The organism is Mesorhizobium sp. M7A.F.Ca.ET.027.02.1.1, from assembly GCF_004022985.1.
Classification (GTDB): domain Bacteria; phylum Pseudomonadota; class Alphaproteobacteria; order Rhizobiales; family Rhizobiaceae; genus Mesorhizobium.
The window spans coordinates 1-24,784 of sequence record NZ_RZOL01000048.1 but is presented as its reverse complement, the minus strand read 5'-3'; the positions used below and the strand labels follow the sequence as shown (position 1 = coordinate 24,784).

Genomic DNA, 24,784 nt, shown 5'->3' with positions numbered 1-24,784 from the left:
GGAACGGCAGCGCGGCGGCCGTCAGTTCGGGGGCGAAGAAAGTGTCGTAGTGGGTGCGGTTGGGCAGGATCGCCAGGCGGTTTTGCGACAGGTTCTCGCGCATCCAGCCGGCATCCTTCAGCCCGCCGCCGAGCATCTGATAGAACTTGATCTCGTGTTCGGGCTTGTACATATCGCTGTCGCCATAGACCAGCATGACCGGCATCTTCAGCTTGGCGACGTCGGCCGCGTAGTCGCGGTTCTGACGCATGAAGCCGCCCAGCGCATCGAGGAGCTTCGGGAACTCCTCAGGATGCGGCGCCACGGCGACGTAGGATTTGTACATCGGCGTCTCCTTCATGAACTCAGCCGCGGCCGCGCTCACCTGTGCCTGCTGGGGACGCATCTCGTCATAGAAGCCGTCCGTGGCGTAGCCGGTCGATACCAGGACGAGGCGGCGCACCGCTTCGGGATTCTGGACGGCCATGCGGAAGGCGACGCCGCCGCCCAGCGAATAGCCCATGACATCGACCTGATCGTAACCGAGCGCCTTGACGATGGCGGCCATGTCGTCGCCCATCGCCTCCACGGTGAATGGGCGGTCGCCCAGCGCGGTGCGACCGTGACCCTGCAGGTCGACGCCGATGACGGTGCGGTTTTCGGCAAGTTTCGGCAGGATCGGCGCGAACATATCCGTGGTGCCGAGACCGCCATGCAGCAGAAGCAGCGGCTCGCCCTTGCCATAGATGGCATAATAATAATTCAGGCCGTTGATCGGCAGCAGGCCGGACTTTTCCGGCTTCGGCAGTGCGTTCGTCTCAGTCGTCATGGCGGGTTTTGTCTCCTCCGCATCGGTGGTGCCTGGGCAGCCAACGAGCGCTGCAACCGAAGCAAGAATGGCGAAAAACAGGGTTTTGGACATATCGATCTCCTCTCGTCATGCCGGTATCAGAGCGTCATGCGGATCAAAGCGTTTTGGCGAGTTCTTCGAGCTGGTCGGCGCACTGTCCCCAACCCTCGTGGAAACCCATCTTCTCATGCTGTTCGCGGTCGGCGACGCTCCAGTGCCTGACCCGAGCGATGTAGCGGGTCTTGCCATTGCCCTCGTCCTCGAAGGTCAGCGCGACGGTCATGAACGGCTTTTCCGAAGGCTGCCAAGCCTCTGTGTAGGCGTCGGTGAGGACGATCTTCCTGCCGGGAACGACTTCGAGGAAGACTCCCGGGTTGGGGAATTCGTTGCCGTCCGGGCTAGCCATGACGACAAGGCTCGAGCCGCCGGTGCGCACATCCATCTCGGCGCGAGGCGTCGTCCACGGCTTTGGCGAGAACCAGCGCGTAATCAGTTTCGGGTCAGTCCAGCAGCGATAGACGTTTTCGCGCGGTGCATCGATGATGCGGGCGAGAACCAGTTCACGGTCGTTGGTGGGGGCGATGTCGAGCTTGATGGTCATGATGGCATCCTGCGTTTGATCTGGCTTCCGTCCCAAGGACGAGCCGATGAACCGCAAACCGACATCGCCCGCAAAGAAAATGTCGACACCGTCTCGATGGGCCGAGACGTCACCCACCTTCGTCATCAATGGGCGAAGCAGGAGCGCAGCGACGCAGCGCAGACCCGAGGATGACGAAGCGATAAAAACCTCTGCGCCGAGAAACCGGACGTGTCAGTGGCGTTTGGCTTGCACCAGATAAGCCTCGATCTCGGTCTCGCCGAGCCACCTTGCCGCCTCCAGCCGGTGCAGGCCTTCGACGAGGATGTGGCGCTTGCCGTCATGGCGGACCTGGATCGGCGTCTTCATGCCGTTTTCCAGGATGTCCTCGGCCAGATGGCGGACGGTCTCGGGATGCAGCGTCTTCTTGCGCGCCGTCGGCACGTAGATCTCGTCGACCTTGACCTTTTGCACTCTGAGCATTCCGACCCCCGTGGCGGAAACGCCGCCTCCCCTGAGATAGTCCGTTTGATGGAGGCGGCCAAGGGTGCGGCTAACGAATGCTGGCCCGATCGTTTCTATTTGACGCGTGACCGGCAGATCGCCGAAATGGCGGCCCTCGACCTTTTCAGGTGTTCATGACCCATCTGCCGACCGAATTCCCCGATTTCGGACTGACACCGGAGCAGCGCCGCCACGCGGTGCGTGGCCATTATTACGAATGGCCGGGGATGGATGGCGAGCGCGGCGAGATCTGGTGCTACAGCGACCGGTTTTCCTATCGCGCCGGAGAGACTGTGGCCTTGCATGTCAGCTCGACAGCTGCGACGTTCGGCATGACAATCATCCGGGATGGCGGCAGCGAAACCAAAGTGTTCGAGAAATCGGGCATCGCAGCACGCTGGCAGGAAAGTCCGGAACAATGTTCGGCTGAAGGCTGCGGCTGGGACGCTTCGCTCGAATTCCGTGTCGAGAACGACTGGCCGTCCGGAGCCTATCGGGTCACGCTGACCGCAGACGGGCGCGACGGCAAGCCGATCCAATACCACCATATTTTCATCGTCAGCCCGCAGCCGGGCCGTAAACCCGGCCGTGTGCTGCAGGTGGCGGCGACGGGCACCTGGCTGGCCTACAACACCTGGGGCGGCTCCAACCACTACCAGGGCATCACCGGGCCGGACCGCAACCAGTATTCGCCCATCGTGTCGACGCAACGCCCCTGGTGCCGCGGCTTCGTCGTGCTGCCGAAAGATGCGCCGCGTGTGCCGCTGGAAGTCGCCGTGCCGCCGAAGACGGTGCCGCGTTATCCGCATATGGAATGGGCGCTCGCCACCGGCCATTCGAAAAAGTACGCCTCGTCGGGCTGGGCGAGCTACGATAGCCACTTCTTCCGCTTTGCCGAGCGGGCCGGCTATCAAGTCGATCTCGCCAGCCAGCATGATCTCCATTTTTCGCCCGAAATTCTCGACGGCTACGACTGCGCCGTCTTCGTCGGCCATGATGAATACTGGACCTGGGAAATGCGCGACGCCGTCGACGCCTATGTCGAGCGCGGCGGCCATGCGGCGCGCTTTGCCGGCAATTTCATGTGGCAGACGCGGCTGGAAGACGAGGCCCGCCGGCAGGTCTGCTACAAATATCGCTCGCGTGCCGAAGACCCCGCCTATCTCCCAGGCGGCGACGTCACCCGCGCCACCAATTCCTGGGAAGCGCCGGAAATCGGCCGGCCGGGTTCGGCGACCTTCGGGCTCAACGCGACGCGCGGGGTCTATACCGGTTGGGGCGGCTGCGCGCCGCGCGGCGTGCGTGGTTTTCCGGTCTATAGGCCCGAGCATTGGGCCTTTGCCGGCACCGGCATCTACTATGGTGACCTGCTGGGCGCCGACAGCCATGTCTATGGCTATGAGGTCGACGGGCTCGACTTCGAGATACGCGGCGGCCTGCCCTACCCGACCGCTACCAGCGGCGCGCCAGACGGCTTGCAGGTTCTCGCCGTCGCCATGGCGAGCCAGGTCGAGGAAAGCGCCGATATCCCGATCGAGGACCAGTTTCTCACCGACGAAGACGGCCGCTTCACCGCCGAGACGCTGTTCGGCGAGGCGAGCGACGCCAATCTGGAAAAGGTCAAACGCGGCAACGGCATGATCGTCAATTTCCCGCGCGGCAAGGGCGAGGTGTTCCACGCCGGAACCTGCGAATGGGTCGCCGGCCTGCTAAGACAGGACCCGATGGTCGAACGCGTCACAAAAAATGTCCTCGATCGTTATCTCGGAAAGTCCTGACATGTCGAAAGTCCAGACCGCCACGCAAGCCACTGACGCCCGGCGAGACTCGCATCTGTTCTATCTGTCCAGCCTGCGCCGGCCGCTGATCGACCGTGCCGAGGGCATCTATATGTGGACGCAGGATGGCCGCCGCTTCATCGACGGCTCGAGCGGCCCGATGGTTGCCAATATCGGCCATTCAAACCGCAATGTGCTGGATGCCATGAAGCGGCAGATGGACCGCGCCACCTTTGCCTATCGGCTGCATTTCGAGAACGAGCCGGCCGAGGAGTTGGCACGCGAACTGGCCGGCAAGCTGCCGGAAGGCATGGACCGAATCTTCTTCGTCTCGGGCGGCTCGGAAGCGACCGAATCCTGCATCAAGCTGGCGCGGCAATGGGCCGTCGCCACCGGCCAGGTCAGCCGCTGGAAGGTGATCACCCGCTTCCCCTCCTATCATGGCGGCACGCTGGGTTCGCTCTCGGTCACCGGCGACGATGCGCTGGCCGAAACGTTCGAGCCGATGATGCGGGCGATGCCGACCGTGCCGGCGCCGAATGCCTGGCGCGACCGCGACAACCTCTCGATGGACCAGCGCGGCATCCGCTATGCCGACATGCTGGAGGAGAAGATTCTTGCGGAAGGTCCAGACAGCGTGGTCGCTTTCATCATGGAGCCGATCGGCGGTGCGGCGACCGCGGCACTGGTCGCGCCGGACAGCTATTACCCGCGCATCCGCGAGATCTGCGACCGCTACGGCATCCTGCTCATCCACGACGAGGTGATGAGCGGCGCCGGCCGCACCGGCAAATTCCTCGGCGGCGACCACTGGAACTGCAAGCCCGACATCGTCGCGCTGTCGAAGGGGCTGGGTTCGGGCTATGCGCCGCTTGGCGCGCTCGCCGCCCCGATGCGGCTGGTGCAGCCGCTGCTTGACTCCGGCGGCTTCCAGCACGGCCACACCTATGCCGGCAATCCGCTGGCCTGCGCCGCCGGGCTTGCCGTGCTCGGTGAAATGGACCGGCTTGGCCTGATCGCCAATGCGGCCGCAATGGGCGACGTGCTGATGGACGAGCTGAAGGGGCTGGCGAAGCGGTTTCCGTTCATCGCCGACGTGCGCGGCAAGGGCCTGCTCACCGGCGCCCAGATGGTTGCTGATCCAGAGACGCTGAGGCCGATCGACCAGACCAAGAAAGCCACGCAGCGGCTGCTCGACCTCGCCTATGAGCGCGGGCTGATCATCTATGGCCGCAGGGTCAAGGGCGGCGTCGACGGCGACAATTTCATGGTCGCGCCGCCGATGATCGTCACCAGCGAACAGGTCGGCGAGATCGTTTCCATCATCGGCGACTCGCTGGAGTCGCTGGCTGCCGAACTCGACCTGCCGGTCGAAGGCTGAGGCGACAAAGATGGCGCCTAGAAAAGTCATCATCACCTGCGCCGTCACCGGCTCGGTGCACACGCCGTCGATGTCGCCCTATCTGCCGGTGACGCCGGACCAGATTGCCACTGAGGCGATCGCCGCTGCGGAAGCCGGGGCCTCGATCCTGCATCTGCACGCCCGCGACCCGAGGGATGGCCGCCCGACCGCCGATCCGGACGTCTACATGCAGTTTTTGCCGCGCATCAAGCAGGCGACCGATGCGGTGATCAACATCACCACCGGTGGCTCGTCGCTGATGACGCTCGATCAGCGGCTGGCAGCCCCTTTGCGGGCCGAACCCGAAATGTGCTCGCTCAATATGGGCTCGATGAATTTCGCGCTGTTCCCGATGCTCGACAGGCCGAGGGAATGGCAGCACGAATGGGAGCCGAAGCTGCTCGAAGCGACGCGCGACACCATCTTCAAGAACACGTTTGCCGATATGGAGGGCGTGCTGGAGAGGCTGGGCAAGGGCTGCGGCACGCGCTTCGAATTCGAATGCTACGATGTTGGCCATCTCTACTCGCTGGCGCATTTCCGCGACCGAGGGCTGGTGTCTGGCCCATTGTTCATCCAGTTCGTGCTGGGCATTCTGGGCGGCATCGGCGCCGATCCCGACAATCTCGTCCATATGAAGCGGATCGCCGACAAATTGTTCGGCGACAGCTACCAGTTCTCCGTGCTGGCCGCCGGCCGTCAGCAGATGCCGCTGATCTCGATCGCGGCGGCCATGGGCGGCAATGTCCGTGTCGGGCTGGAGGACAGTCTCTATGACGGCCGCCAGCTGGCGAAATCCAATGCCGATCAGGTGCGCCGCATCCGTGGCATTCTCGACGGGCTGTCGCTGGAGGTTGCAACGCCAACCGAAGCACGCGACATGCTGGCGCTCAAGGGCGGCGACCGGGTGGCGTTTTGAGAGACGACCGTGATCAATCCAACATCCAATGACGTCCTCTTACGCCCCGGCCGGATCGAAGACGTCGAAACCATCCACGCGGCGATCCTGAAGCTCGGCACGCATATCGGTGCGCCGGAGGAAATCATCTCCACACCCGACGATCTCAGAATGTACGGCTTTGGCGAAAAACCCGCCTTTTCGACCCTGATCGCCGAAGTCGGCGGGGAATTTGCCGGGCTTTGCCTGCATTTTCCGATCTTTTCAACCTGGATGGGGCGGCCTGGAGTCTATGTGCAGGACCTCTATGTCGAGGATCGTTTTCGCGGCCGCAAGATCGGCGAGCGGCTGCTGCGGCACGTTGCGGCGCAGTGCCGGAACGAAGGCGGCGTTTATCTCCGACTGTCGGTCGACACCGACAATGAAGGTGCCAAGACCTTCTATGAAAGGCTGGGCATCGCCTGGTCGAGCTATGAGCAGACCCAAAAAATCATCGGCGAGGCGTTCTTTGCCTTCGCCGATGCGCCCCAAAACGAGGATCCGGAATGAAAGCCTTCTATGCCGAGGAACAGAAGCGTCACGACCCCAAGGCCTTTCTGTCAAGCGGTGCGGCACAGCCCAATCCGGAAAAGCCGGAGCGCGTGGAGAGATTGTTAGCCGGCGCAAAATATGCTGGCTGCACGATCGAGCGGCCTCGGGATCATGGGCTCGGCCCGGTCGCGGCTGTGCATACGCCCGAATACCTTGATTTCCTCGAGCATATCTACACGCGCTGGCAGCGCATCGAGGGCGCTTCGGCCGAAGTGATCCCCAACATCCATCCGATCGCGCGCAACGGCTCCTACCCGGCCTCGGCAGTCGGCCAGGCCGGCTACCACATGGCCGATACTGCTTGCCCGATCTCGGGCGAGACTTGGCAAAGCGCGCTGTGGAGCGCCTGGAGCGCGGTCGACGCGGCCGAGGCGGTGATGTCAGGCGCGCCGGCCGCCTATGCGCTATGCCGCCCGCCCGGCCACCACGCCTTTGCCGATGTCGCCGGCGGCTTCTGTTTCATCAACAACTCGGCCGTCGCGGCGCAGGTTCTGCGTAAGCAGGCCGCACGGGTGGCGATCCTCGATGTCGACCTGCATCACGGCAACGGCACGCAAGGCATCTTCTACGCACGGCCGGATGTGCTGACCGTCTCGCTGCATGCCGATCCGGTGCGCTTCTATCCGTTCTTCTGGGGTCATGCCGACGAGCGCGGCGAAGGCCCCGGCCTCGGCTACAATTTCAACCTGCCGCTGCCGCGCAAATCCGCCGACGCGGCGTTTCTCGAGGCGCTCGAGGTGGCGTTCCAGCGCATCCGGGCCTTTTCGCCGGACGCGCTGGTCGTTGCGCTCGGCCTCGACGCGTTCGAGGGCGATCCGTTCGGCGGACTTTCGGTGACGACGCCTGGCTTCTCGCGCATCGGCGAGGCTATCGCCAAGCTCGATCTGCCGACGGTCATCGTCCAGGAAGGCGGCTATCTCTGCGACGAACTCGGCGACAATCTGACTGCGTTCCTCACCGGCTTCGGCGGCAAGACGCGGTGAATGCTCAAGCCAGCGTCAGGAGCGCTGCTGCCTGAGCATGGCGATCACACGGTGTACGCTCTCCAGCGTCTCGTCGATTTCGGCTGCAGTGTTGTAGTGGGCGATGCCGATACGCACGACGCCATGCTCGGCTGGAATGCCGAGCTGGTGGACGATCTCCCAGGCGTAGTTATGGCCGGACCACAGGAAGATGTTTTCGGCATTCATCTGCCGCACGATCGTTTCGGGCACGATGCCATCGTCGGTGAAGGAAACCGTCGGCACGCGCTCGCCGAGCCGCTTCGGATCGGTAATGCCCCGGATGGTCAGGCCCTCGATATCGGACAGGCCATCGATCAGCTGTTGCGCCAGCGGGTTTTCATAGGCGATCGAAACCGCAAACGCCTTGGCAATCTTCTGCCTTCTTGAACCGCCCTCGCCCGCCGCCGCGCCAAGGTCGGCAAAGTAATCGACCGCGGCCGTGAGGCCGGCCATCAGCTCGATCTGCGGCGTGCCGAGTTCGAACCGCTCCGGCAAGCCGTTGGACGAGCAGCGGCATTTGTAGGGCTGCAGGTCGTCGATGACGTCGCGCCGGCCCCACAATATGCCCATATGGGGGCCGAAGAATTTGTAGGCCGAACAGATCAGGAAATCGCAGCCGAGTTCCTGCACGTCGATCAGGCCATGCGGCGCGAACTGGACGGCGTCGACATAGACAAGGGCCCCGGCATTCCTGGCTATGGCGGTCAGCGCCTTCACCCGGTTGATCGAGCCGGTCAAATTGCTGGCGTAGTTCAACGCGACCAGCCGTGTCTTCTCGGAAAGCAGACCAGCCAGCGTCGCCTCTTCGACCTGCCAGCTCTTTTCGTCGAACGGCAGCCAGCGCACGACGAGCCCGAGATCCTCGGCCAGCTGCAGCCAGGGCGACACATTGCCCTCATGGTCCATGCGGGTGAGGATGATCTCGTCGCCGGGCTGCATCGTGCGGCCGAGCGTGCGCGACATGTGATAGGTCAGCGTCGTCATGTTGGCGCCGATGATGATTTCCTCAGGGCTCGCCGAGCCAAGGAAATCGGCCATGGCCTGGTGCGCTTCATCAACGACCTGCTGTGCGGCAAGCGTCGTTTCGAAATAGCCGCCAAGGTTGGCATTGGTGGTCAAAAGGCAGCGCGACACGGCGTCCGCGACCGCCTGTGGCACCTGCGTGCCGGCAGGGTTATCGAGATAGATGCGGCGGCGGCCCTTGTCGGTCAGGAAGAGAGCCGGAAATTTTTCACGCACTGCCTCGACTGGAAAATTCATTGCTGCCCGCTCCCATTGTGCTCATTCAGTATTCGGAGACTGACGACCTGTTCAAGGACAGGGATTGCCGACCCGCTGGTGGATCGCGTCCACCGCCTTCTGCATTTCTTCGGTCCAGGTGACGTCGACGGAAGACAGCGCCATGTCGAGCTGCGAAAGCGTCGTTGCGCCGACGATGTTGGAGGCTACGAACGGCCGGCTCGAGACATAGGCATTGGCAAACAGTGCCGGCTCCAGGCCAAAGGAGCGCGCCAGCTCATTGTACTGAAGTTGCGCTTCAGCGGCACCTGGCGTCTCGTAGCGCTGGCCGCGATTGAACAGCTGCGAGCGGGACCCCTGCGGTCGCGCGCCATGGTCGTATTTGCCGGTGAGATAGCCCTGGGCCAGCGGCGAATAGGGCAGCAACGACACTTGCTCGCGCTCACAGACCTCGGCGAGGTTTACCTCGAAAGTGCGGTTGACGAGATTGTAAGCGTTCTGGATCGACGCGACGCGCGGGCCGATGCCCTTGTCGGCTTCGGCAAGGAACCGCATCACGCCCCAGGAACTCTCGTTCGACAGCCCGAAATGGCGGATCTTTCCAGCCTTCACCAGTTCGTCGAAGACGCCAAGCGTCTCGGCGATCGGTGTTTCGTCGGCCGGTGCGCCGACGGAATCGGCGCGCGGCGACACGGCGCCGACGCGCGTCGGATTGGCACCCCAGGGGATATCCCGCTCCGGCCAGTGGATCTGATAGAGGTCGATATAGTCGGTGCCGAGCTTGGCCAGCGACTTGTCGATGGCGTCAAAGATATCGGCGCGCACCAGTTGCGACGGCCTGTCGCCGCGAAACCATGCGTTGGCCGTGCGGCCGACGACCTTCGAGGCCAGGATCACCTTGTCGCGGTTGCCCTTGGCCTTCATCCAGCTGCCGATGATCCTTTCGGTCCGTCCCTGCGTCTCCGCCTTGGGCGGGATCGGATAGAGCTCAGCGGTGTCGATGAAATTGACGCCACGCGAGAAAGCCAGGTCCATCTGGGCGTGGCCTTCGGCCTCGGTGTTCTGCTGGCCCCAGGTCATGGAGCCCAGGCAGATCTGGGTCACAAGAAGATCGGTCCGACCGAGACGGCGTTTGTGCATGAAATTCGGCTCCGGAGGAAGGCTGGCGCGACTGCGCGGAGGAAGCCGCATCTATAGGCAAAGCAGAGCCGCTCTCCAAGCCTCGCCAGACCGACTTTTGCGTGAACCAGCCGGGTTAGCGGCGAGCACCGGCTAGTGCACGGCGCTTGGCCTCGTCGATCAGCATATTGGCCACTTGCATTCGGATCATGGCGCGCTGGCGCAAATGCGGGGCGACACGGTCGGGATGGTTGGCAAAGGCAAAGCGGCGGCGCATGCGGCTGAAGTCGGCGATTTGCTTGGGCTGATCGAGGCCAAGTTCGACGGCGATGGCTTCGGGATCGATCGGCGGCAGCTTTTCCTCGGGCTTTGGCTCTTCGCCGGCGAGAGCCGGCTTGGCATGATCGAGCAAGGCGGCGAATTCCGTCGCCAGATCCGCGCCCGCCTCGCGATATTCGGCAGCGGAAACCTTGATGCGGCCGGAATGGAGTTCATCGGCCACCGAAAGATAGTCAAACGGGATGGATGGACGAGCGCCGGCCTCTTCGCCCTCGCCATTCTTGTCGGGGGCGATGAAGAGGTCGTCGAGCAACGAAGCGAAATCCCGCTTGGCGCCAGTAGCGATGTCAGCCTCCCCCTCGCCCGACCATTCGGGTATCAAAGCATAGAACCGGCTCGTTAAAAATGCATGGCACCGATCTTAACGAATTTAGCCTTCGCCTCGTCTACCGCTTCACCCACCGCAATCCCAAAAACAAAAGCCGGACTGCATTTTCACGCAGTCCGGAATTCGCCAGGAGTGGCGAGGAAAAACCGGCCATGTAGCCAGCATTCGAGGCTACGATACGCACCGGCCAAAAGTTTCGCCGGGTTGCAGAAAATGGCGAAAAAATTCGCCAAGACAAAAATTCGCCAAGACATGGCAGGTATGCAAATGCTGCACTGCACAATTGTCACGATTCACCTATATTGGCTGGCGTGGAGGACCAATTTGGGGCTTGAATCATGGGTTTCTTCACTGAAATGTTCGCCCGGCCGCGGCCGCAGGAGCATCTGAGATACCGCTCGGCGCTCGCGCTGCTTCATTCGATGAGCAATGCCGACCGTGCCGACATCGGTATCAAGCCGGCCGACTTCCCCCGCATCGCCCGCGAAATGTCCGTTCGCTAGGTACTTCCGGAGATGTCCCGGATCGATCCGGGACATCTCCAAAAAACTCAATTCCCTAGCGCGATCCCAGGAACGTCGCCTTGCCCAACGGCACGCCATTGTGGCGAAGAATGTCGTAGGCCGTGGTGAGGTGGAAATAGAAGTTGGGCATGGCCACATGCAGCAGATACTGCAGGCCGGGCATCGAACTTTCCCGTCCGCCAAGCTTCAGCTCGATGATCTTGTCGTCGGAGCCGTCGAACTCGGCAGCCGAAAAAGTCGCCAGAAGGTCGAGCGTCTTCGTGATGCGAGCCTGGACATCGGCAAAACTCGCCTCGTTGTCCTCATATTTCGGCACTTCGCGGCCGGCGAGCCGTGACGGCGCGCCCTTGGCATGATCGGTGGCGATCTGCACCTGCCTGGTCAAGGCGAACATGTCTGGCGCGAGCCGCGCCGTCAGAAACACCTGCGGGTCGATCTTGCGGTCAAGCGCATTCTGTTCGGCGGTCGCCAGCACATCGGAAAGCGCTTTCAGCCTGGCCGAAAACACCGGCACGGACGCCTCATACATCGATATCGTCACGTCAAATCTCCTGTCCGGCCGAACGCCGGCGGACGCGACGTAGCGCCTTCGCGCGCGATTCTTCAAGTCCGTCGAGCCTGCGTCACCACGTTGCCGCAATCGCCGTCGTAGAATCCTCTATCGAGCGGAGGTTCCCGATGAGACGCGCCCTTTTCGCAGCGACTGCCTTTCTCTCCCTGGCACCGATCGGCCAGACGGTATTGGCTGCCGACGATGCCCCCGAAGCACCCTATATCGACGATCGGTCGAGCGCCGACGCGGTTGTCCGTTCGCTGTACAGCGCCATCAGCCGGCACGAATTCGCCCGCGCATGGGGGTATTTCGGCGATACAAAGCCGGCAAAGGATTTCGATAGTTTCGTCAAGGGCTATGATGGGACGGACAAGGTCGAAGTCCAGACCGGGACGGTTTCCGACGAAGGCGCGGCTGGCAGCATTTTCTACAACGTCCCCGTCGCCATCCGCGCGACGGACAAGGCTGGCGGCGAAAAGGTCTTTGCCGGGTGCTATACGCTGCGCCAGGTGAATGCCCAGATCCAGGCGGGGCCGCCCTTCGATCCAATCCATATCGAAAAAGGCGCGCTAAAACCCTCCACCGCCGATTTCGAAGAGGCGCTGCCACCAAGCTGCGGCGACGGGCCGCCACCGCCAAAGAAAGACACCGCACTGGAGCAGGCCAAGAAGGCCTTTCTGGCAACCTATGGCGACCAGTGCGACAAGCAGTTCCTTGCCAATGAGCCGACCGTTTTTTCGATTAAATACAAGGACAAGGATGCGCAGCCCGGCGATCCCGACAAGGAGACGCGGCTGTTCCATTTTTCCTGCTCGGCCGCGGCCTACAATGAAAGCTCGATCTACTACATGACCGACGACGTGTCGGGCGTGCAGCAGTTGCAGTTCGCCGAGCCCAAGATGGACATCCGCTACGAGAACAATGACAGCAACGGCAAATTGCTGGGCATGAGTATCGTCGGTTTCCAGACGTCGGGCTGGGCAGTCAATTCCGCCTATGACGAGGCTGCCCACACGATCACCACGTTCAACAAGTGGCGCGGCATCGGCGATGCGTCCGACGCAGGGACGTATCTGTTCCGCAATGGCAATTTCTCGCTGGTCCAGTATGACGTCGATGCGTCCTATGACGGCGAGCAAAATCCCGAGACTGTCATCGACTACAACACGGCGCCCTGAGCGTCACACGAGCTTGCAGGCTGCGTCGATCAGGGCGCCTTCGACAGCATCCAGTTGAGCGTGCCGCGCCAGTCGGTCATGCGGATCGGAGTGCCATGGGTGCCGGTCTCGAAGCGGACGAAGCGGGTCGGATAGGTCTTCGATTTGGTCAGGATCGAGCGAAAGAACGCCTCCTGCTTTGCCACGGGGTAGACCACGTCATGGCTGCCCTGGCCGAAGAAGACCGGCACGCGGCGCTTGAAGGCCGGGCTGGTGAAAAAGCTCTCATCCCACAGCGAACCGAGCAGCAGCAGGCCGTTGATGCGGCCGCCCATGTCCTTGCGCGCGGCCAGCTTCCAGCACAGCGCGCCGCCCATAGAGCCGCAGGCGACGAAGATCTTCGCGCCTGGCGACTGTTCGGCATAATGACCGATCAGCGCCGCCACCTGCGCCGCTCCCGTATCGCCGAAATCGGGGAAATCAGGACTGAGATAGAGGCCGCCATTGCCGGCCATCAGGTTCTTGAGCCGGTTGAAATTGCCGCCGAATGTGAAGTCGTCGACACCCTGCTTGCGGCTGCCGCCCTGCCCGTGCAGATAAACCACGATGATGCCGGCGCCCTCGGTCTTGCCGACGGCGACATGCCTGACATCGCCGGCATCGGTCTTCAGCAACAGATCCTGCTGCATCTTGCGGACGCTGGTGTCGGTGTATTGGGCGTTCACCCGCCGCTCCGGCACCTGGTCACGCTGGTTGATGTCGCGCATCTCGCGGTAGTCGATGACCGTGTAGGTGCCGTTGATGTCAGACGACAGCGTGGGCGGATAGGCGAAGAGATCGTCCTTGAAGGGTTTTAGGGACAGCGTCTGGCTTTGCGCGGCCGAAGACAGCAACGCGGTCGCGACTGCAAAGGCACAGAAAATTTGGCAGCGAATAGACATGCCCAAGGCATGCGTAATTCGCCTTGGGTTTGTCAATCCTGCAGCACGCCGCCGGCGCCTTCGAGTGCCTCGCGTGTGTCGACATCGACTGACGCCGCCGCGCCGATTTCGACATCGATGACATCGAGCCCTTCGGTCTCGACCAGATGGCGCGCGCCGGTGTCGCCTTCGAGATGGGCGATCGCCGGAAACAGCGAGCGCGGCAAAAGCACAGGGTTGCCGCGCTTGCCGTCATGCGAGGCGCGGACCACCGCATTGCCGCCGGCCTTGCGGAAAGCATCGATCAATCTGTCGAGATCATCGGACGTGATATCAGGCATGTCACCGAGAACGATCATCACGCAGGCGGAATCTTCCGGCAGATAGGCGATGCCGGCTTTCAGCGAGGTGGACAGGCCCTCGGCAAAATCGGGATTGTCAGCGAAGGTCACGTCGAGGCCCGCCAGCGCAGCGCGCACCCGCTCGCGCTGGTGGCCGGTGACGATGACAGTGCCGGACGCCTTCGAGCCGAGCGCCCGCTCGGCGGTGCGGCGCACAAGCGGCTTGCCGTCGAACAGCGCCAAAAGCTTGTTCGGCCCGCCCATGCGGCTTGAGCGGCCAGCGGCCAGCAGCACGATGCCGACCTTGAGCTGGCTTTTGGCCGACAGCGGTTCGCGCGGCTGCGGCCGTGTCGGGATTTCCATCAACAGCCCGCCGACCCCCATGGCGGCAATATCCCTGGCCGTCACGTCGAGGCCAGCGATCAACCGGTCCAGCACCCAGTCGAAACCATTCTCCTTGGGGCTGCGGGCGCAGCCGGGCGCGCCGATGATGCGCTTGCCATCGAGCGTGCCGAGCACCAGCAGATTGCCGGGATCGACCGGCATGCCCGCGCGGATGACTGCACCACCCGCCTTCTCGATCGCCGCGGGAATGACATCGGCAAAATCGCTCATCGCCGAAGCGCCGAAGATCACCACCATGTCGTTGTCGCGCGCCAGCGAAGCCGTGGCCTCCGCCACCTGAGCGATCTCATGCGGCGTGCGGCGCTCCGCAGTCAGCCTGCCGCCCGTGCGCGCCAGCCGCGCTTCCGTGACGCGCAGCGTCTTGTCGAGGACGGAAGGCTTGATGCCGGGCAGAACCGTCTGGATGACGCCGACACGCACGGGCCGGTAGGCATTGACGGCAAAGATCTCGCCTGCGGCGCAGATTTTCGTCGCAGCGTCGACCAGCGCTGAACTGACCGCGAAGGGAATGATCTTCACGGTCGCGACCATCTGGCCTTTCTCGACCGGCGCATGCTGCGCCAGCGTGGCGATGGTGATGGCGGGATCAATGGCATTGATGGCATCGATGACAGCGGCATCGACCGTGAAGATGCCCGGCGCCTTGGCATGGAGATTGACCCGCCCGGTCGCGGCAGGCCTGACTTCGATCCCGCGAAAGGTCATGCTCTCGGCGATCGTCTGCGCGGCGGCATCCTCGCCGAGGTCGTCGACGGCCAGCACGGCCGCAACGACCTCAGAAATGCCGGCAGCCCGCAGCAGCGCCACATCTTCAGCGCTCAGCCTGTGCGCCTTGCGGAAGCGGCGTTCGCCGGCGGTGGTCGAATGCGCCAGCACCGCGCCTTCCGCGGTCTCGATCGGGATCGGGCCGAATTTCACGCCGCCGCGCCCTTGGCATCAAGACCGCGCGAGCGGAAGGCGTGGATTGCCTGGGCCAACACCGCAACGGCGATCTCTCCCGGGCTGGCAGCACCGATGTCGAGCCCGATCGGCGCATGGATACGGGCGATCTGATCGGCGCTCGCGCCCAGCGCCAGCAGGCGTTCGACCCGCTTGGCATGCGTCTTCCTGCTGCCGAGCGCCCCGACATAGAAACAGTTGGCGTCGAGCGCGGCCTTCAGCGCGAAATCATCGACCTTCGGATCATGGGTGACGGCGGCAAGTGCGGTGTAGCTGTCGAGCGGCTGGCGCTTCAGCACATCCTCCGGCCATTCGGCATGGAGCGCCACGTCGGGAAAGCGGTCCGGCGTAGCGAAAGCGGTGCGCGGATCGATGATCTCCACGGGATAGCCGGCGATCTTCGCCATCGGCGCCAGCGCCTGGCTGATGTGTACGGCGCCGATCACCACGAGGCGTGGCTGCGGCAGATGCGCGTTGAGAAAGAAAGTCCTCCCTTCGGCCTCGACCGAACCGGAATTGCCTGTGCGAAACGCCCTGGCGATGGCAGCGCCGAGATCGCCGGCGACCTGATCGCCCTCGCGCACAATCCGGTCGCGGCCGTCACCGAGATCGGTGACCAGGATCGCCGCGCGGCGAGCGCGTCGTTCGGCGTTCAAAATTTTTAAGGCGTAGGGATCCATCCGAGATCAGCCCAGTCTTTCCACGTACACCTTGATGCGGCCGCCACAGGACAAGCCGACCTGCCATGCGGTTTCATCGGCAACACCGAACTCCAGCATCCTGGCCTTGCCGCTGTCGATGACGTCGATGGCCTCGCTGACCACAGCGCCTTCGACGCAGCCGCCGGAAACGGAGCCGTGGAAATTGCCGTCGGCATCAATGACCAGATGGCTGCCTACAGGTCGGGGCGCCGATCCCCAGGTCTCGACCACTGTCGCGATGGCCACGTCCTTGCCGTCCTTCATCCAGCCCTCCGCGATGATCAGCGGGTCGCGGGCCTCATCCAGATAAATGCTGTTTTCCATGACCGTTTCTCCAGAAGTCTGTTTTTCTCGGGATCTGTTTTCCGGGTGGGAAAGATATGGTTATGCGGCGTGCCTCGCGCCAGCTTCCAGCCATCGGCGCGGATCGACGGATTGTGCCGACTTCTTGTCCAATGACGCGCAGAGATCGGCCAGCGCATCGAGATTGTGCACCGAGCGGAACTCGTCGACATGCGGCAGCATCGCCTTGACGCCACGGGCGCGCGCTTGGAAGCCGTCGAAGCGCAGCAATGGGTTCAGCCAGATCAGACGCCGGCAGGATTTGTGCAGGCGCTCCATTTCCTCCGACAGGCCGTCGACATCGTCGCGCTCCAACCCGTCGGTGATCAGAAGCACGACCGCCCCCTGCCCCAGCACGCGCCGCGACCATATCAGGTTGAACTCGGCAAGTGTGTCGCCGATGCGGGTGCCGCCCGACCAGTCCTTGACCGCCGCAGAACAGTCGGCAAGTGCTGCATCGGGATCGCGGTGGCGCATCTGCCGGGTCAGATTGGTCAGCCTTGTGCCAAAAACGAACGTGTGCACGCGCCGGCGTTTTTCCGTGAGCGCATGCAGGAAATGCAGGAAGATGCGCGTGTACTGGCTCATCGAGCCTGAAATGTCGGCCAGAACCACCAAAGGCGGATGAACTTCGCGGGCTGAGCGGAATTTCGGCAGAATCAGTTCGCCGCCGGTGCGCGCAGCCGAACGCATCATGGCGCGCGGATCGATGCGGCGGCCATGCGCATCGGCCTTGAAGCGCCGGGTCCGCACCATGTCGAAAGGCAACCGCAACTGCGCGATCGCCTTCTTGGCGTCGGCCATCTCGGCGGCGTTCATCTGGGCAAAATCCTTGGCCCGCAGCACCTCGTTGCCGGAAAAAGTGAAGCGGGCGTCGACCTCGATCTCGGGAATTTCCTGTGGCGGCTGGTTCTTCTGGTGGCCCTCGAACATCGCCTGGCTGACCCGGTTTTCAGCGGCGCGTGGCTTCTGCTTTTCCCTGGTGTCGGGTGCCACCGGCGAAAACATAGCCAGCATCTTCTCGATCAGTTCGCGCGACTTCCAGAACAGCCGGAAGGCTTCGTCGAAAGTGGCGTGATCCTCATGCCGCGACACCAGCACGGCGTGCAGCGTCCAGTAGAAATCGTCGCGCGAACCAATGCCGGCGGCGAGCACCGCCTCGATGGCGTCCTTGACCGAGGCCGGCCCGACCCGCATGCCGGCCTTGCGTAAGGTGCGGGCAAAATAGACGATGTTGTCGGCAATCCGCCCGTGCGGCATGGCCTCTTTCGGTTCGGGGCGCGGCATCGCCTACTCCGCCGCCGAAAGCTCGGCCTTCACCTCGTTGAGGATGCGCCGGCCTTCGCCCTGTTCGATGCGGGCAATGTCGTCCTGGTATTTCAACAGCACGCCGATCGTGTCGGAGACGGTTTCCGGATCGAGCGCCACCTTGTCGAGTTCGGTCAGCGCGCCGGCCCAGTCGATGGTTTCGGCGACGCCAGGCACCTTGAACAATTCGATCTGGCGCAGCTTCTGGATGAAGGAGACCACTTCGGCCGAAAGCCGCTGGTTGGCCTGCGGCACCTTACGGCGCACGATCTCGAGTTCGCGCTCGGCGTTGGGATAGTCGACCCAGTGATAGAGGCAGCGCCGCTTCAGCGCATCGTGGATTTCGCGGGTGCGATTGGTGGTGATGATGACGATCGGCGGTTCTTCCGCCTTTATGGTGCCGAGTTCGGGCACCGTCACCTGGAAGTCGGACAGGATTTCGAGCAGAAAGGCCTCGAAGGCCTCGTCGGTGCGGTCGAGCTCATCGATCAGGAAAACCGGGGCAGCGCCCGTCTTTCCGGTCAGCGCATCGAGCACCGGGCGGCGGATCAGGTATTTTTCGGAAAAGACGTTGCGCTCCATGGCGGAGCGCTCGACCTTGCCGGCCGCCTCCTCCATGCGGATCTCGATCATCTGCGCGGCGTAGTTCCACTCATAGACGGCGGACGAAACGTCGAGGCCTTCATAGCACTGCAGGCGGATCAGCCGGCGACCGAGCGCCTGTGCCAACACCTTGGCGATCTCGGTCTTGCCGACGCCGGCCTCGCCCTCGAGGAAAAGCGGCCGCTTCATACGCAACGACAGGAACAGCACGGTCGCCAGCGACCGGTCCGCCACATAGTCTGCACCGGTCAGGAGATCGAGCGTCTCGTCGATCGTCCGTGGCGCGGCGCGCGGTTTCAGCTCGGTCATTCTTTCTCCGTGAACGCCGCCGCTCCGCTGTCCAGAACGTGGTAGCCGCGGGCGTGGTAAATCAGCGGCCGCAAATTATCGCCCATACGCAGACCTGTCACCTTGCCAAAAAGCACACGATGGGTGGCCAGATCCTTGGTGTCGATCAATTCGCAGTCGAACACGGCAAGCGCGCCTTTCAGGGTCGGCGCGCCGGTGGAGATCACATCCCATTCGCCAAGCGCGAAACGTTCCTCGACCGGCAGGCCGGTGATGCCGGAAAAGCCGACCGACAGCGGCTCCTGGTGCGAGGCCAGCGTGTTCAGGGCAAACCTGCCGTTTTTCACGAACAACTCATTCTTGGCATTTTCGCGGTTGAGACAGACCAGGATGGTCGGCGGCGTGTCCGACACCGAACAGGCGGCGATTACCGTCGTGCCGCGCTTGCCGGCCGGCCCGTCGGTGGTGACCACATGGACGTGGCCGGCAAAGTGGCTCATCGCGTCGCGATAGGCCTGCGGCCCAATGTCGTTCTTCTTCAGCACCGGAATTTTTCCATGGTCAGGATCCTACCGACATATATGGCCAGACATAGCCCGCCACAAGCGAAGTGCCTGAGCCATATCCCGAAATTCGCGTGTTGCACCAAGGCCGTGCAGCCTTTAGGTCTTGGCGGCATAGTGCCGGGAGCATAGAGCCGGCACGGAGGGACCCATCGCTCGAATGCGACCCAGGACAAGAACAATAGCGGCGCTGTTCTGGCTGTTTCTGGCCAGTGCCGCGAATGCCCAGACGCTGCTCGTCGGCGTCGCGGCACCGATATCGGGACCATCTGCCATTCTCGGCAAGCAGATCGAGGCCGGGACCGGCCTGGCGGCCGACGCGAACGGCATCGAACTGAAGACCGTGGATGACGCCTGCACCGCCGATGGTGGCGCTGTCGCGGCCAGGGAATTCGCCGCTGCCAAGGTCAATATCGTGGTCGGCTTTCTCTGCACCGAGGCGATCGAGGCGGCGATGCCGATCCTGAAGGACGCCGGCATTCCGGTCATCACCATTGGCGTACGGACCGAAAGCCTGACCGACCGCCGCGCCAAGACCGGCTGGCCGGTCTATCGCCTCGGGCCACGCGGCGACGATGAGCGCAACGCCATCGCGTCCGCCCTCACCCATCTATGGCAGAACGAGCTGTTCGCCATTATCGACGACGGCACCATCTACGGACGTGAGATCGTCGAGACGTTGCGGGCAGCGGCCGAACAGGCAGCGCTGAAACCGGTATTCGTCGACACGTTCCGGCCACAGCTCGACAACCAGATCGGCATGATCGGCCGGCTGAAGAAGGCTGGCGCGACGCATGTCTTTGCCGGTGGCGACGGCGACGACATCGCCATCATGGGCCGCGATGCCGCACAGCTTCAGGCGGGCATCGTCTTTGCCGGCGGCGAAAATCTCCGCACACCGCCGGGCGATGTACCCTATGCCGTGGGCACGCTGATGATCGCACTGCCTGAATGGGCCGATGTCGCCGATCCAAAAGTGCTGGCGGCATTTGACGCTAAGAAGATCGTGCCTGACGGCTATGCGCTGCCGGCCTTTGCGGCGGTCGAAATCGCCAAGGCAGCATCAGGCTTGTCCGAAAGCTCGGGCAAGCCGCTGACGGAGGCCCTGACCGGACAGGATTTCACCACGGCGATCGGGCCGATCCGCTTTGATGCAAAAGGCGACCTCAGCCAGAGTCCCTACCGCGTCTTCCGTTTCGACGGCACGCGCTTCGCGCCCTTGGAAAGCAACTGATGTTTCGCACCGGCCCACGCAACCTGATCACCGACGTTGCCGGCCTGCGCGTCGGCAATGCGTCCGACGCCAGCCTGAAGTCCGGCGTCACGACCGTGCTTTGCGACACGCCGACAGTGGCCGGCGTTCAGATCCTGGGCGGCGCGCCGGGCACCCGCGAGACAGACCTGCTCGAACCGCACAATTCCGTCGATGTGGTGCACGCCGTCGTGCTTTCAGGCGGTTCGGCTTTCGGCCTCGACGCGGCGTCCGGCGTGCAGGCGGCATTGCGCGAACGCGGCATCGGCCTGGAGGTCGGTGGCTTTCGCGTGCCGATCGTGCCGTCGGCGATCCTGTTCGACCTGCGCAATGGCGGCGACAAGGATTGGGGCCGTTATCCGCCCTACCGCGAGCTTGGCTATGAAGCCGCGCAAACCGCCACCGCCGATTTCCAGCTTGGCACGATTGGGGCCGGCACCGGCGCGCTGACCTCGGGGCTAAAAGGCGGCCTCGGCTCCGCCTCGACGCTGCTGGATAGCGGCGTCACCCTCGGTGCGCTGGCCGCCGTCAACCCGACCGGATCGGTGACCACAGGCCGAACCCGCCATTTCTGGGCAGCACCGTTCGAAATCGGCAACGAATTCGGCGGGCTTGGTTATCCCTCGCCGATGCCGGACGATGCGAAACGGATTCTTTTGAAACACCGCGACAAGCATGTTGGCAGGCAGATGGAGACCGGCGGCAACACCACCATCGCCGTCATTGCCACCGATGCGGTGCTCACAAAAGCTGCTGCCAAGCGCCTGGCGATATCGGCGCATGACGGGTTCGTGCGCGCGATATGGCCGACGCACACACCGGCCGATGGCGACCTTGTGTTCGCGCTGGCGACCGGCACGAGCGGTATCGAACTCTCCGCCGATGCGGCGATCGATCTCTACGCCGCAGCCGGCGCCACCATGGCGCGCGCCATCAGTCGCGGCGTCTATGCGGCAACCCCTGCCGAAAACGATCTGTTTCCGGTCTGGTCGTCACGCCTGAGGTGAAGCGATCAATCAGACCCGATCGGACTTTTCTTCCTCGAAGGTCACCGCAACATCGGAATTCGCCGACAGCCAGACCTTCTTGCCGTCGACTTCGGCAATCAGGCTCAGGGGAATATAGTGATGATGGCCCTTGTGAGCGCCCTCGCCGCTATCGGCCTTGGTCAGCTTGATGCGCTGGCCATCGACCTTGTCGACAGTGCCGACATGCACGCCGTCGGCGCCGACGACTTCCATATGCTCGCGAATTTTGCTGGTGTCGGTCATGGTGGTCTCCATTGGGACTGCCGACGATAACAAATGACGGGCCGATTGGATGCATCGGCTTTCGCACCGCACGACGTTTTGATTTCGGCGTGCTAGGGGATTGAGACGATCACGGGGGTGAAGACCGATGCGAATGCTCTTTCTGTTTGCCGTTGGCCTGCTTGCACAGTTTGCCACCTCGATCGCGGCTCATGCCGGCGATGTCGCCGAACTTGAAATCCTCGGCTTCACCAAGGACGGCAGCGTCTTTGCTTTCGAGGAATATGGCGTGCAGGATGGATCGGGTTTTCCCTATGCCAACCGCTACTACATCGACACCAGCACCGACAGCTTTCTCAAGGGCACGCCGATCCGGGTCCGGCTTGAGGACGAGAATGCCAAACTGGATGCGGCGCGCCTTCAGGCCCGGCAAAAAGGCGAAGCCATTGTCAGTCAGGCCGAGTTGGACGCCAATCGCGGCATCACCGCCGGCTTCAACCCGGTGACCGAACTTTCGGCCGATCCGCACCGGATGGCAGTCAACCCGCGCCCGATCTTTTCGCCGGTCGACCCACCGCTCGAGTTTCGGCTCGACGAGCTCGGCATGAACAACACCGAGGGCTGCGAGAGCCAGGGCGAGATCAACGGCTTCCGGCTGCTGCGTATCGAGGCGCAGGATGGCGGCACGACCAAGCTGCTGCACGAGGACAAGTCGATACCGAAAAGCCGGGGTTGCCCGAACGGCTACCGCATCGGCGCTGTGCATACCTTTTCGATGGACAGTCTCAGCGCCTATGCCGTGCTGATCGCGGTGCGCCAATACGGCTTTGAAGGCCCGGACTTTCGCTGGATCGCGGTGACCGGCCGCCTGTGACACCGCTTGTCCCACCCGCCCCGCGCGATCGTTCGCTGAACCGCCTTCGCCGCGCCATACCGACGCCGCGCACTGCGTTTTATGGCGCCTTGATATGGGCCACGACGATGGGCGCCAGCGCGCTCGTCAGCCTGTTGTTGGACGACTGGGAGACGCCGGCGAAAATCCGGATTGTCACCGCGCTGTTTGCAGTGGGAGCTGCGCTGGCCTTTCCCATCGGCCTGTTCGCGGCGCGGCTGGTCTCGCAGGGAAGACGCTGGGAAGTCGCCTTTGCCGCGGCCTTCGTGTGCCTAGCCGCGGCGACGATCGGCCTGACCGCCGGGCTGTTTGCCCTGCAGTACCGCTCCTACTACGCCGAGTGGCATGCGCCTGCTTTCACCCGCACCTGGGTCCTCCAGTTCGTCTTCACGACGTTGATTGCGCTTTATCAGTTCGTGGTGCTGGGCATCCGGCTCTATTTTCCAGTTGGTTTCATCGCTCTGTTTGCCGCGGGCGTCTGGTTTGCGCGCCAGCAGCGTTGAGCATTTTGCTCGCCTCTGTTAGGACGCGGGCAAACTTCTCGATATGTCAGGACTGACCGATGATCCCTCGCTATTCCCGGCCGGAAATGGTCGCCATCTGGTCGCCAGAAACCCGGTTCCGCATCTGGTTCGAGATCGAAGCCTATGCCTGCGACGCGCTGGCCGAACTCGGCGTCATTCCCAGGGAAGCGGCAAAAACCATCTGGGAAAAGGGCGGGGCGGCAAAATTCGATGTCGAGGCGATCGACGAGATCGAGCGCGTCACCAAGCATGACGTCATCGCCTTCCTGACCCATCTTGCCGAATTCGTCGGACCGGACGCCCGCTTCATCCACCAGGGCATGACCTCGTCCGACGTTCTCGACACCTGCTTTGCCGTACAGCTTACCCGGGCCAGCGACATCCTGCTCGCCGATATCGATGGCCTGCTTGCCGCCCTCAAGCGCCGCGCCTTCGAGCACAAGGACACCGTCACCATCGGCCGCAGCCATGGCATCCATGCCGAGCCGACGACCTTTGGCGTCAAGCTGGCGCAGGCCTATGCCGAATTCTCGCGCTGCCGCGAGCGGTTGGTGCACGCGCGGGAAGATATAGCGACATGCGCGATTTCGGGCGCGGTCGGCACCTTCGCCAACATCGACCCCTATGTCGAGGAACACGTCGCGGCGAAGCTCGGCCTGAAGCCCGAGCCGGTGTCGACGCAAGTGATCCCGCGCGACCGCCACGCCATGTTCTTTGCCACGCTCGGCGTCATCGCCTCGTCGGTCGAGCGGCTGTCGATCGAAATCCGGCATTTGCAGCGCACCGAAGTGCTGGAAGCGGAAGAGTATTTTTCGCCGGGCCAGAAGGGCTCGTCGGCCATGCCGCACAAGCGCAACCCGGTGCTGACCGAAAACCTCACCGGCCTCGCCCGCATGGTGCGGTCGATGGCGCTACCGGCGATGGAGAATGTGGCGCTCTGGCACGAGCGCGACATCTCGCACTCCTCGGTCGAGCGCATGATCGGCCCGGATGCCACCGTGACGCTCGATTTCGCACTGTCACGGCTGACCGGCGTCGTCGACAAGCTGCTCGTCTATCCCGACAACATGCTGAAGAACATGAACAAGTTCCGCGGCCTCGTGCATTCGCAGCGCGTCATGCTGGCGCTGACCCAAGCCGGCCTGTCGCGCGAAGACTCCTACCGGCTGGTGCAGCGCAACGCCATGAGGGTGTGGGAGCAAGGCGCTGATTTCCTTGAGGAACTTTTGGCCGACAAGGAAGTGACCGCAGCGCTGCCTGAAGCCGAAATCCGCGAGAAATTCGACCTGGGCTATCATACCAAGCATGTCGACACGATCTTCAAGCGGGTGTTTGGAGAAACCTGAGCTTCCTTCTCCCCGTCACTATACGAGGAGAAGGTGCCGGCAGGCGGATGAGGGGCGGTGCCGACTTCGGCGACAATCGCACCCATTCACGCTTTGAGAAATTCACGACTTTGGCGCAGCCCCTCATTGCCCTGCCGGGTGTCCAGCCGATAGATGGGTAACAGTTTGAACCGGATAGATAGGTAACAGTTTTCCCCCTTATGATGGGTTCGCGGCAGCGCCAAGCGGTTGGGTTGGCGCGGCGCTGCGGCGAACCAGTTTCCTG

Annotated in this window: 27 protein-coding genes; 12 read left to right on the top strand and 15 right to left on the bottom strand. The window is 63.1% G+C overall.

What is annotated here, in order from left to right; genetic code table 11:
* The 3 genes from EN749_RS08440 to EN749_RS08430 form a co-directional block, all read right to left on the bottom strand.
* A partial coding sequence (locus tag EN749_RS08440) for an alpha/beta hydrolase (protein WP_145990890.1) occupies nucleotides 1-901 on the bottom strand: 901 nt, incomplete at its 3' end.
* 43 nt (nucleotides 902-944) lie between these two features.
* Complete coding sequence (locus EN749_RS08435; RefSeq protein ID WP_127269871.1) at nucleotides 945-1,430, bottom strand: SRPBCC family protein; 486 nt, start codon at nucleotides 1,428-1,430, stop codon at nucleotides 945-947.
* 213 nt (nucleotides 1,431-1,643) lie between these two features.
* On the bottom strand, nucleotides 1,644-1,892 hold the full coding sequence (locus tag EN749_RS08430) for a ParB N-terminal domain-containing protein (protein ID WP_127269873.1): 249 nt from the start codon (nucleotides 1,890-1,892) through the stop codon (nucleotides 1,644-1,646).
* A 155-nt stretch (nucleotides 1,893-2,047) separates the two neighbouring features.
* Between EN749_RS08430 and EN749_RS08425 the strand changes: the two genes are divergently transcribed.
* From EN749_RS08425 to EN749_RS08405, 5 genes are read left to right on the top strand one after another with little or no spacing between them, the layout of a single operon-like run.
* The gene (locus tag EN749_RS08425; RefSeq protein WP_127810625.1) at nucleotides 2,048-3,691 is read left to right on the top strand and encodes a N,N-dimethylformamidase beta subunit family domain-containing protein; all 1,644 of its coding nucleotides are present in this window, start codon (nucleotides 2,048-2,050) and stop codon (nucleotides 3,689-3,691) included.
* Between the two features lies 1 nt (nucleotide 3,692).
* Nucleotides 3,693-5,072 (top strand): aspartate aminotransferase family protein, encoded by a 1,380-nt coding sequence (locus EN749_RS08420; RefSeq protein ID WP_127810626.1) that lies wholly within the window; start codon nucleotides 3,693-3,695, stop codon nucleotides 5,070-5,072.
* Between the two features lie 10 nt (nucleotides 5,073-5,082).
* Nucleotides 5,083-6,012, top strand: a complete 930-nt coding sequence (locus EN749_RS08415; RefSeq protein WP_127810627.1) for a 3-keto-5-aminohexanoate cleavage protein — start codon at nucleotides 5,083-5,085, stop codon at nucleotides 6,010-6,012.
* Nucleotides 6,013-6,024: 12 nt separating this feature from the next.
* Nucleotides 6,025-6,540 (top strand): GNAT family N-acetyltransferase, encoded by a 516-nt coding sequence (locus EN749_RS08410; RefSeq protein WP_128288662.1) that lies wholly within the window; start codon nucleotides 6,025-6,027, stop codon nucleotides 6,538-6,540.
* Entirely contained in the window at nucleotides 6,537-7,565 is a 1,029-nt protein-coding gene (locus EN749_RS08405) for a histone deacetylase family protein (protein WP_127810628.1), read from the top strand. The genes EN749_RS08410 and EN749_RS08405 overlap by 4 nt, the downstream gene beginning before the upstream one ends.
* A 15-nt stretch (nucleotides 7,566-7,580) precedes the next feature.
* Here EN749_RS08405 and EN749_RS08400 read toward each other — a convergent pair whose 3' ends face one another.
* The 3 genes from EN749_RS08400 to EN749_RS08390 form a co-directional block, all read right to left on the bottom strand.
* Nucleotides 7,581-8,846 (bottom strand): cysteine desulfurase-like protein, encoded by a 1,266-nt coding sequence (locus tag EN749_RS08400; protein WP_128362921.1) that lies wholly within the window; start codon nucleotides 8,844-8,846, stop codon nucleotides 7,581-7,583.
* Between the two features lie 51 nt (nucleotides 8,847-8,897).
* Complete coding sequence (locus EN749_RS08395; RefSeq protein ID WP_128362920.1) at nucleotides 8,898-9,965, bottom strand: aldo/keto reductase; 1,068 nt, start codon at nucleotides 9,963-9,965, stop codon at nucleotides 8,898-8,900.
* A 115-nt stretch (nucleotides 9,966-10,080) separates the two neighbouring features.
* Nucleotides 10,081-10,536 carry a hypothetical protein gene (locus EN749_RS08390; protein WP_128362919.1) on the bottom strand — a complete coding sequence of 152 codons (456 nt, stop codon included), beginning with the start codon at nucleotides 10,534-10,536 and terminating at the stop codon, nucleotides 10,081-10,083.
* A gap of 413 nt (nucleotides 10,537-10,949) precedes the next feature.
* On the opposite strand from EN749_RS08390, the gene EN749_RS08385 reads away from it, so the two are divergent.
* Nucleotides 10,950-11,114, top strand: coding sequence for a hypothetical protein (locus EN749_RS08385; RefSeq protein ID WP_023706483.1), 165 nt, complete (start codon nucleotides 10,950-10,952; stop codon nucleotides 11,112-11,114).
* A 55-nt stretch (nucleotides 11,115-11,169) separates the two neighbouring features.
* Here EN749_RS08385 and EN749_RS08380 read toward each other — a convergent pair whose 3' ends face one another.
* A complete protein-coding gene (locus EN749_RS08380) occupies nucleotides 11,170-11,676 on the bottom strand; it encodes a DUF1993 family protein (protein ID WP_127396334.1) in 507 nt (168 codons plus the stop codon).
* 137 nt (nucleotides 11,677-11,813) lie between these two features.
* Here EN749_RS08380 and EN749_RS08375 point away from each other — a divergent pair, with 137 nt between their 5' ends.
* Nucleotides 11,814-12,866, top strand: coding sequence for a DUF1176 domain-containing protein (locus tag EN749_RS08375; RefSeq protein ID WP_128362918.1), 1,053 nt, complete (start codon nucleotides 11,814-11,816; stop codon nucleotides 12,864-12,866).
* 29 nt (nucleotides 12,867-12,895) lie between these two features.
* On the opposite strand, the gene EN749_RS08370 is transcribed toward EN749_RS08375, so the two are convergent.
* From EN749_RS08370 to EN749_RS08340, 7 genes are read right to left on the bottom strand one after another with little or no spacing between them, the layout of a single operon-like run.
* Nucleotides 12,896-13,786, bottom strand: coding sequence for an alpha/beta fold hydrolase (locus EN749_RS08370; protein ID WP_128362917.1), 891 nt, complete (start codon nucleotides 13,784-13,786; stop codon nucleotides 12,896-12,898).
* A gap of 32 nt (nucleotides 13,787-13,818) precedes the next feature.
* On the bottom strand, nucleotides 13,819-15,429 hold the full coding sequence (locus EN749_RS08365) for a molybdopterin-binding/glycosyltransferase family 2 protein (RefSeq protein ID WP_128362916.1): 1,611 nt from the start codon (nucleotides 15,427-15,429) through the stop codon (nucleotides 13,819-13,821).
* Nucleotides 15,426-16,130 carry an XdhC family protein gene (locus EN749_RS08360; protein WP_128288659.1) on the bottom strand — a complete coding sequence of 235 codons (705 nt, stop codon included), beginning with the start codon at nucleotides 16,128-16,130 and terminating at the stop codon, nucleotides 15,426-15,428. The genes EN749_RS08365 and EN749_RS08360 overlap by 4 nt, the downstream gene beginning before the upstream one ends.
* Nucleotides 16,131-16,136: 6 nt before the next feature.
* Nucleotides 16,137-16,475: an XdhC family protein gene (locus EN749_RS08355; protein WP_013532112.1), complete on the bottom strand. Its 339-nt coding sequence runs from the start codon at nucleotides 16,473-16,475 to the stop codon at nucleotides 16,137-16,139.
* 60 nt (nucleotides 16,476-16,535) lie between these two features.
* The gene (locus EN749_RS08350) at nucleotides 16,536-17,780 is read right to left on the bottom strand and encodes a VWA domain-containing protein (protein ID WP_128362915.1); all 1,245 of its coding nucleotides are present in this window, start codon (nucleotides 17,778-17,780) and stop codon (nucleotides 16,536-16,538) included.
* Nucleotides 17,781-17,783: 3 nt separating this feature from the next.
* A complete protein-coding gene (locus EN749_RS08345; protein WP_023810354.1) occupies nucleotides 17,784-18,713 on the bottom strand; it encodes a MoxR family ATPase in 930 nt (309 codons plus the stop codon).
* On the bottom strand, nucleotides 18,710-19,237 hold the full coding sequence (locus EN749_RS08340; protein ID WP_095791541.1) for a flavin reductase: 528 nt from the start codon (nucleotides 19,235-19,237) through the stop codon (nucleotides 18,710-18,712). Before EN749_RS08340 ends, EN749_RS08345 begins: the two co-directional genes overlap by 4 nt.
* Nucleotides 19,238-19,415: 178 nt before the next feature.
* Here EN749_RS08340 and EN749_RS08335 point away from each other — a divergent pair, with 178 nt between their 5' ends.
* Both EN749_RS08335 and EN749_RS08330 read left to right on the top strand, forming a co-directional pair.
* The gene (locus EN749_RS08335) at nucleotides 19,416-20,489 is read left to right on the top strand and encodes an ABC transporter substrate-binding protein (RefSeq protein WP_128362914.1); all 1,074 of its coding nucleotides are present in this window, start codon (nucleotides 19,416-19,418) and stop codon (nucleotides 20,487-20,489) included.
* Nucleotides 20,489-21,514 (top strand): P1 family peptidase, encoded by a 1,026-nt coding sequence (locus EN749_RS08330; protein ID WP_128362913.1) that lies wholly within the window; start codon nucleotides 20,489-20,491, stop codon nucleotides 21,512-21,514. The genes EN749_RS08335 and EN749_RS08330 overlap by 1 nt, the downstream gene beginning before the upstream one ends.
* Nucleotides 21,515-21,523: 9 nt before the next feature.
* Here EN749_RS08330 and EN749_RS08325 read toward each other — a convergent pair whose 3' ends face one another.
* On the bottom strand, nucleotides 21,524-21,778 hold the full coding sequence (locus EN749_RS08325) for a DUF2171 domain-containing protein (protein WP_127269889.1): 255 nt from the start codon (nucleotides 21,776-21,778) through the stop codon (nucleotides 21,524-21,526).
* 127 nt (nucleotides 21,779-21,905) lie between these two features.
* On the opposite strand from EN749_RS08325, the gene EN749_RS08320 reads away from it, so the two are divergent.
* From EN749_RS08320 to purB, 3 genes are all read left to right on the top strand, one after another.
* The gene (locus EN749_RS08320; RefSeq protein WP_128362912.1) at nucleotides 21,906-22,631 is read left to right on the top strand and encodes a DUF2259 domain-containing protein; all 726 of its coding nucleotides are present in this window, start codon (nucleotides 21,906-21,908) and stop codon (nucleotides 22,629-22,631) included.
* Between the two features lie 107 nt (nucleotides 22,632-22,738).
* Nucleotides 22,739-23,152: a hypothetical protein gene (locus EN749_RS08315; protein WP_128362911.1), complete on the top strand. Its 414-nt coding sequence runs from the start codon at nucleotides 22,739-22,741 to the stop codon at nucleotides 23,150-23,152.
* A 59-nt stretch (nucleotides 23,153-23,211) separates the two neighbouring features.
* Complete coding sequence (purB, locus tag EN749_RS08310; RefSeq protein ID WP_128362910.1) at nucleotides 23,212-24,519, top strand: adenylosuccinate lyase; 1,308 nt, start codon at nucleotides 23,212-23,214, stop codon at nucleotides 24,517-24,519.
* The last annotated feature ends 265 nt before the right edge of the window (nucleotides 24,520-24,784 follow it).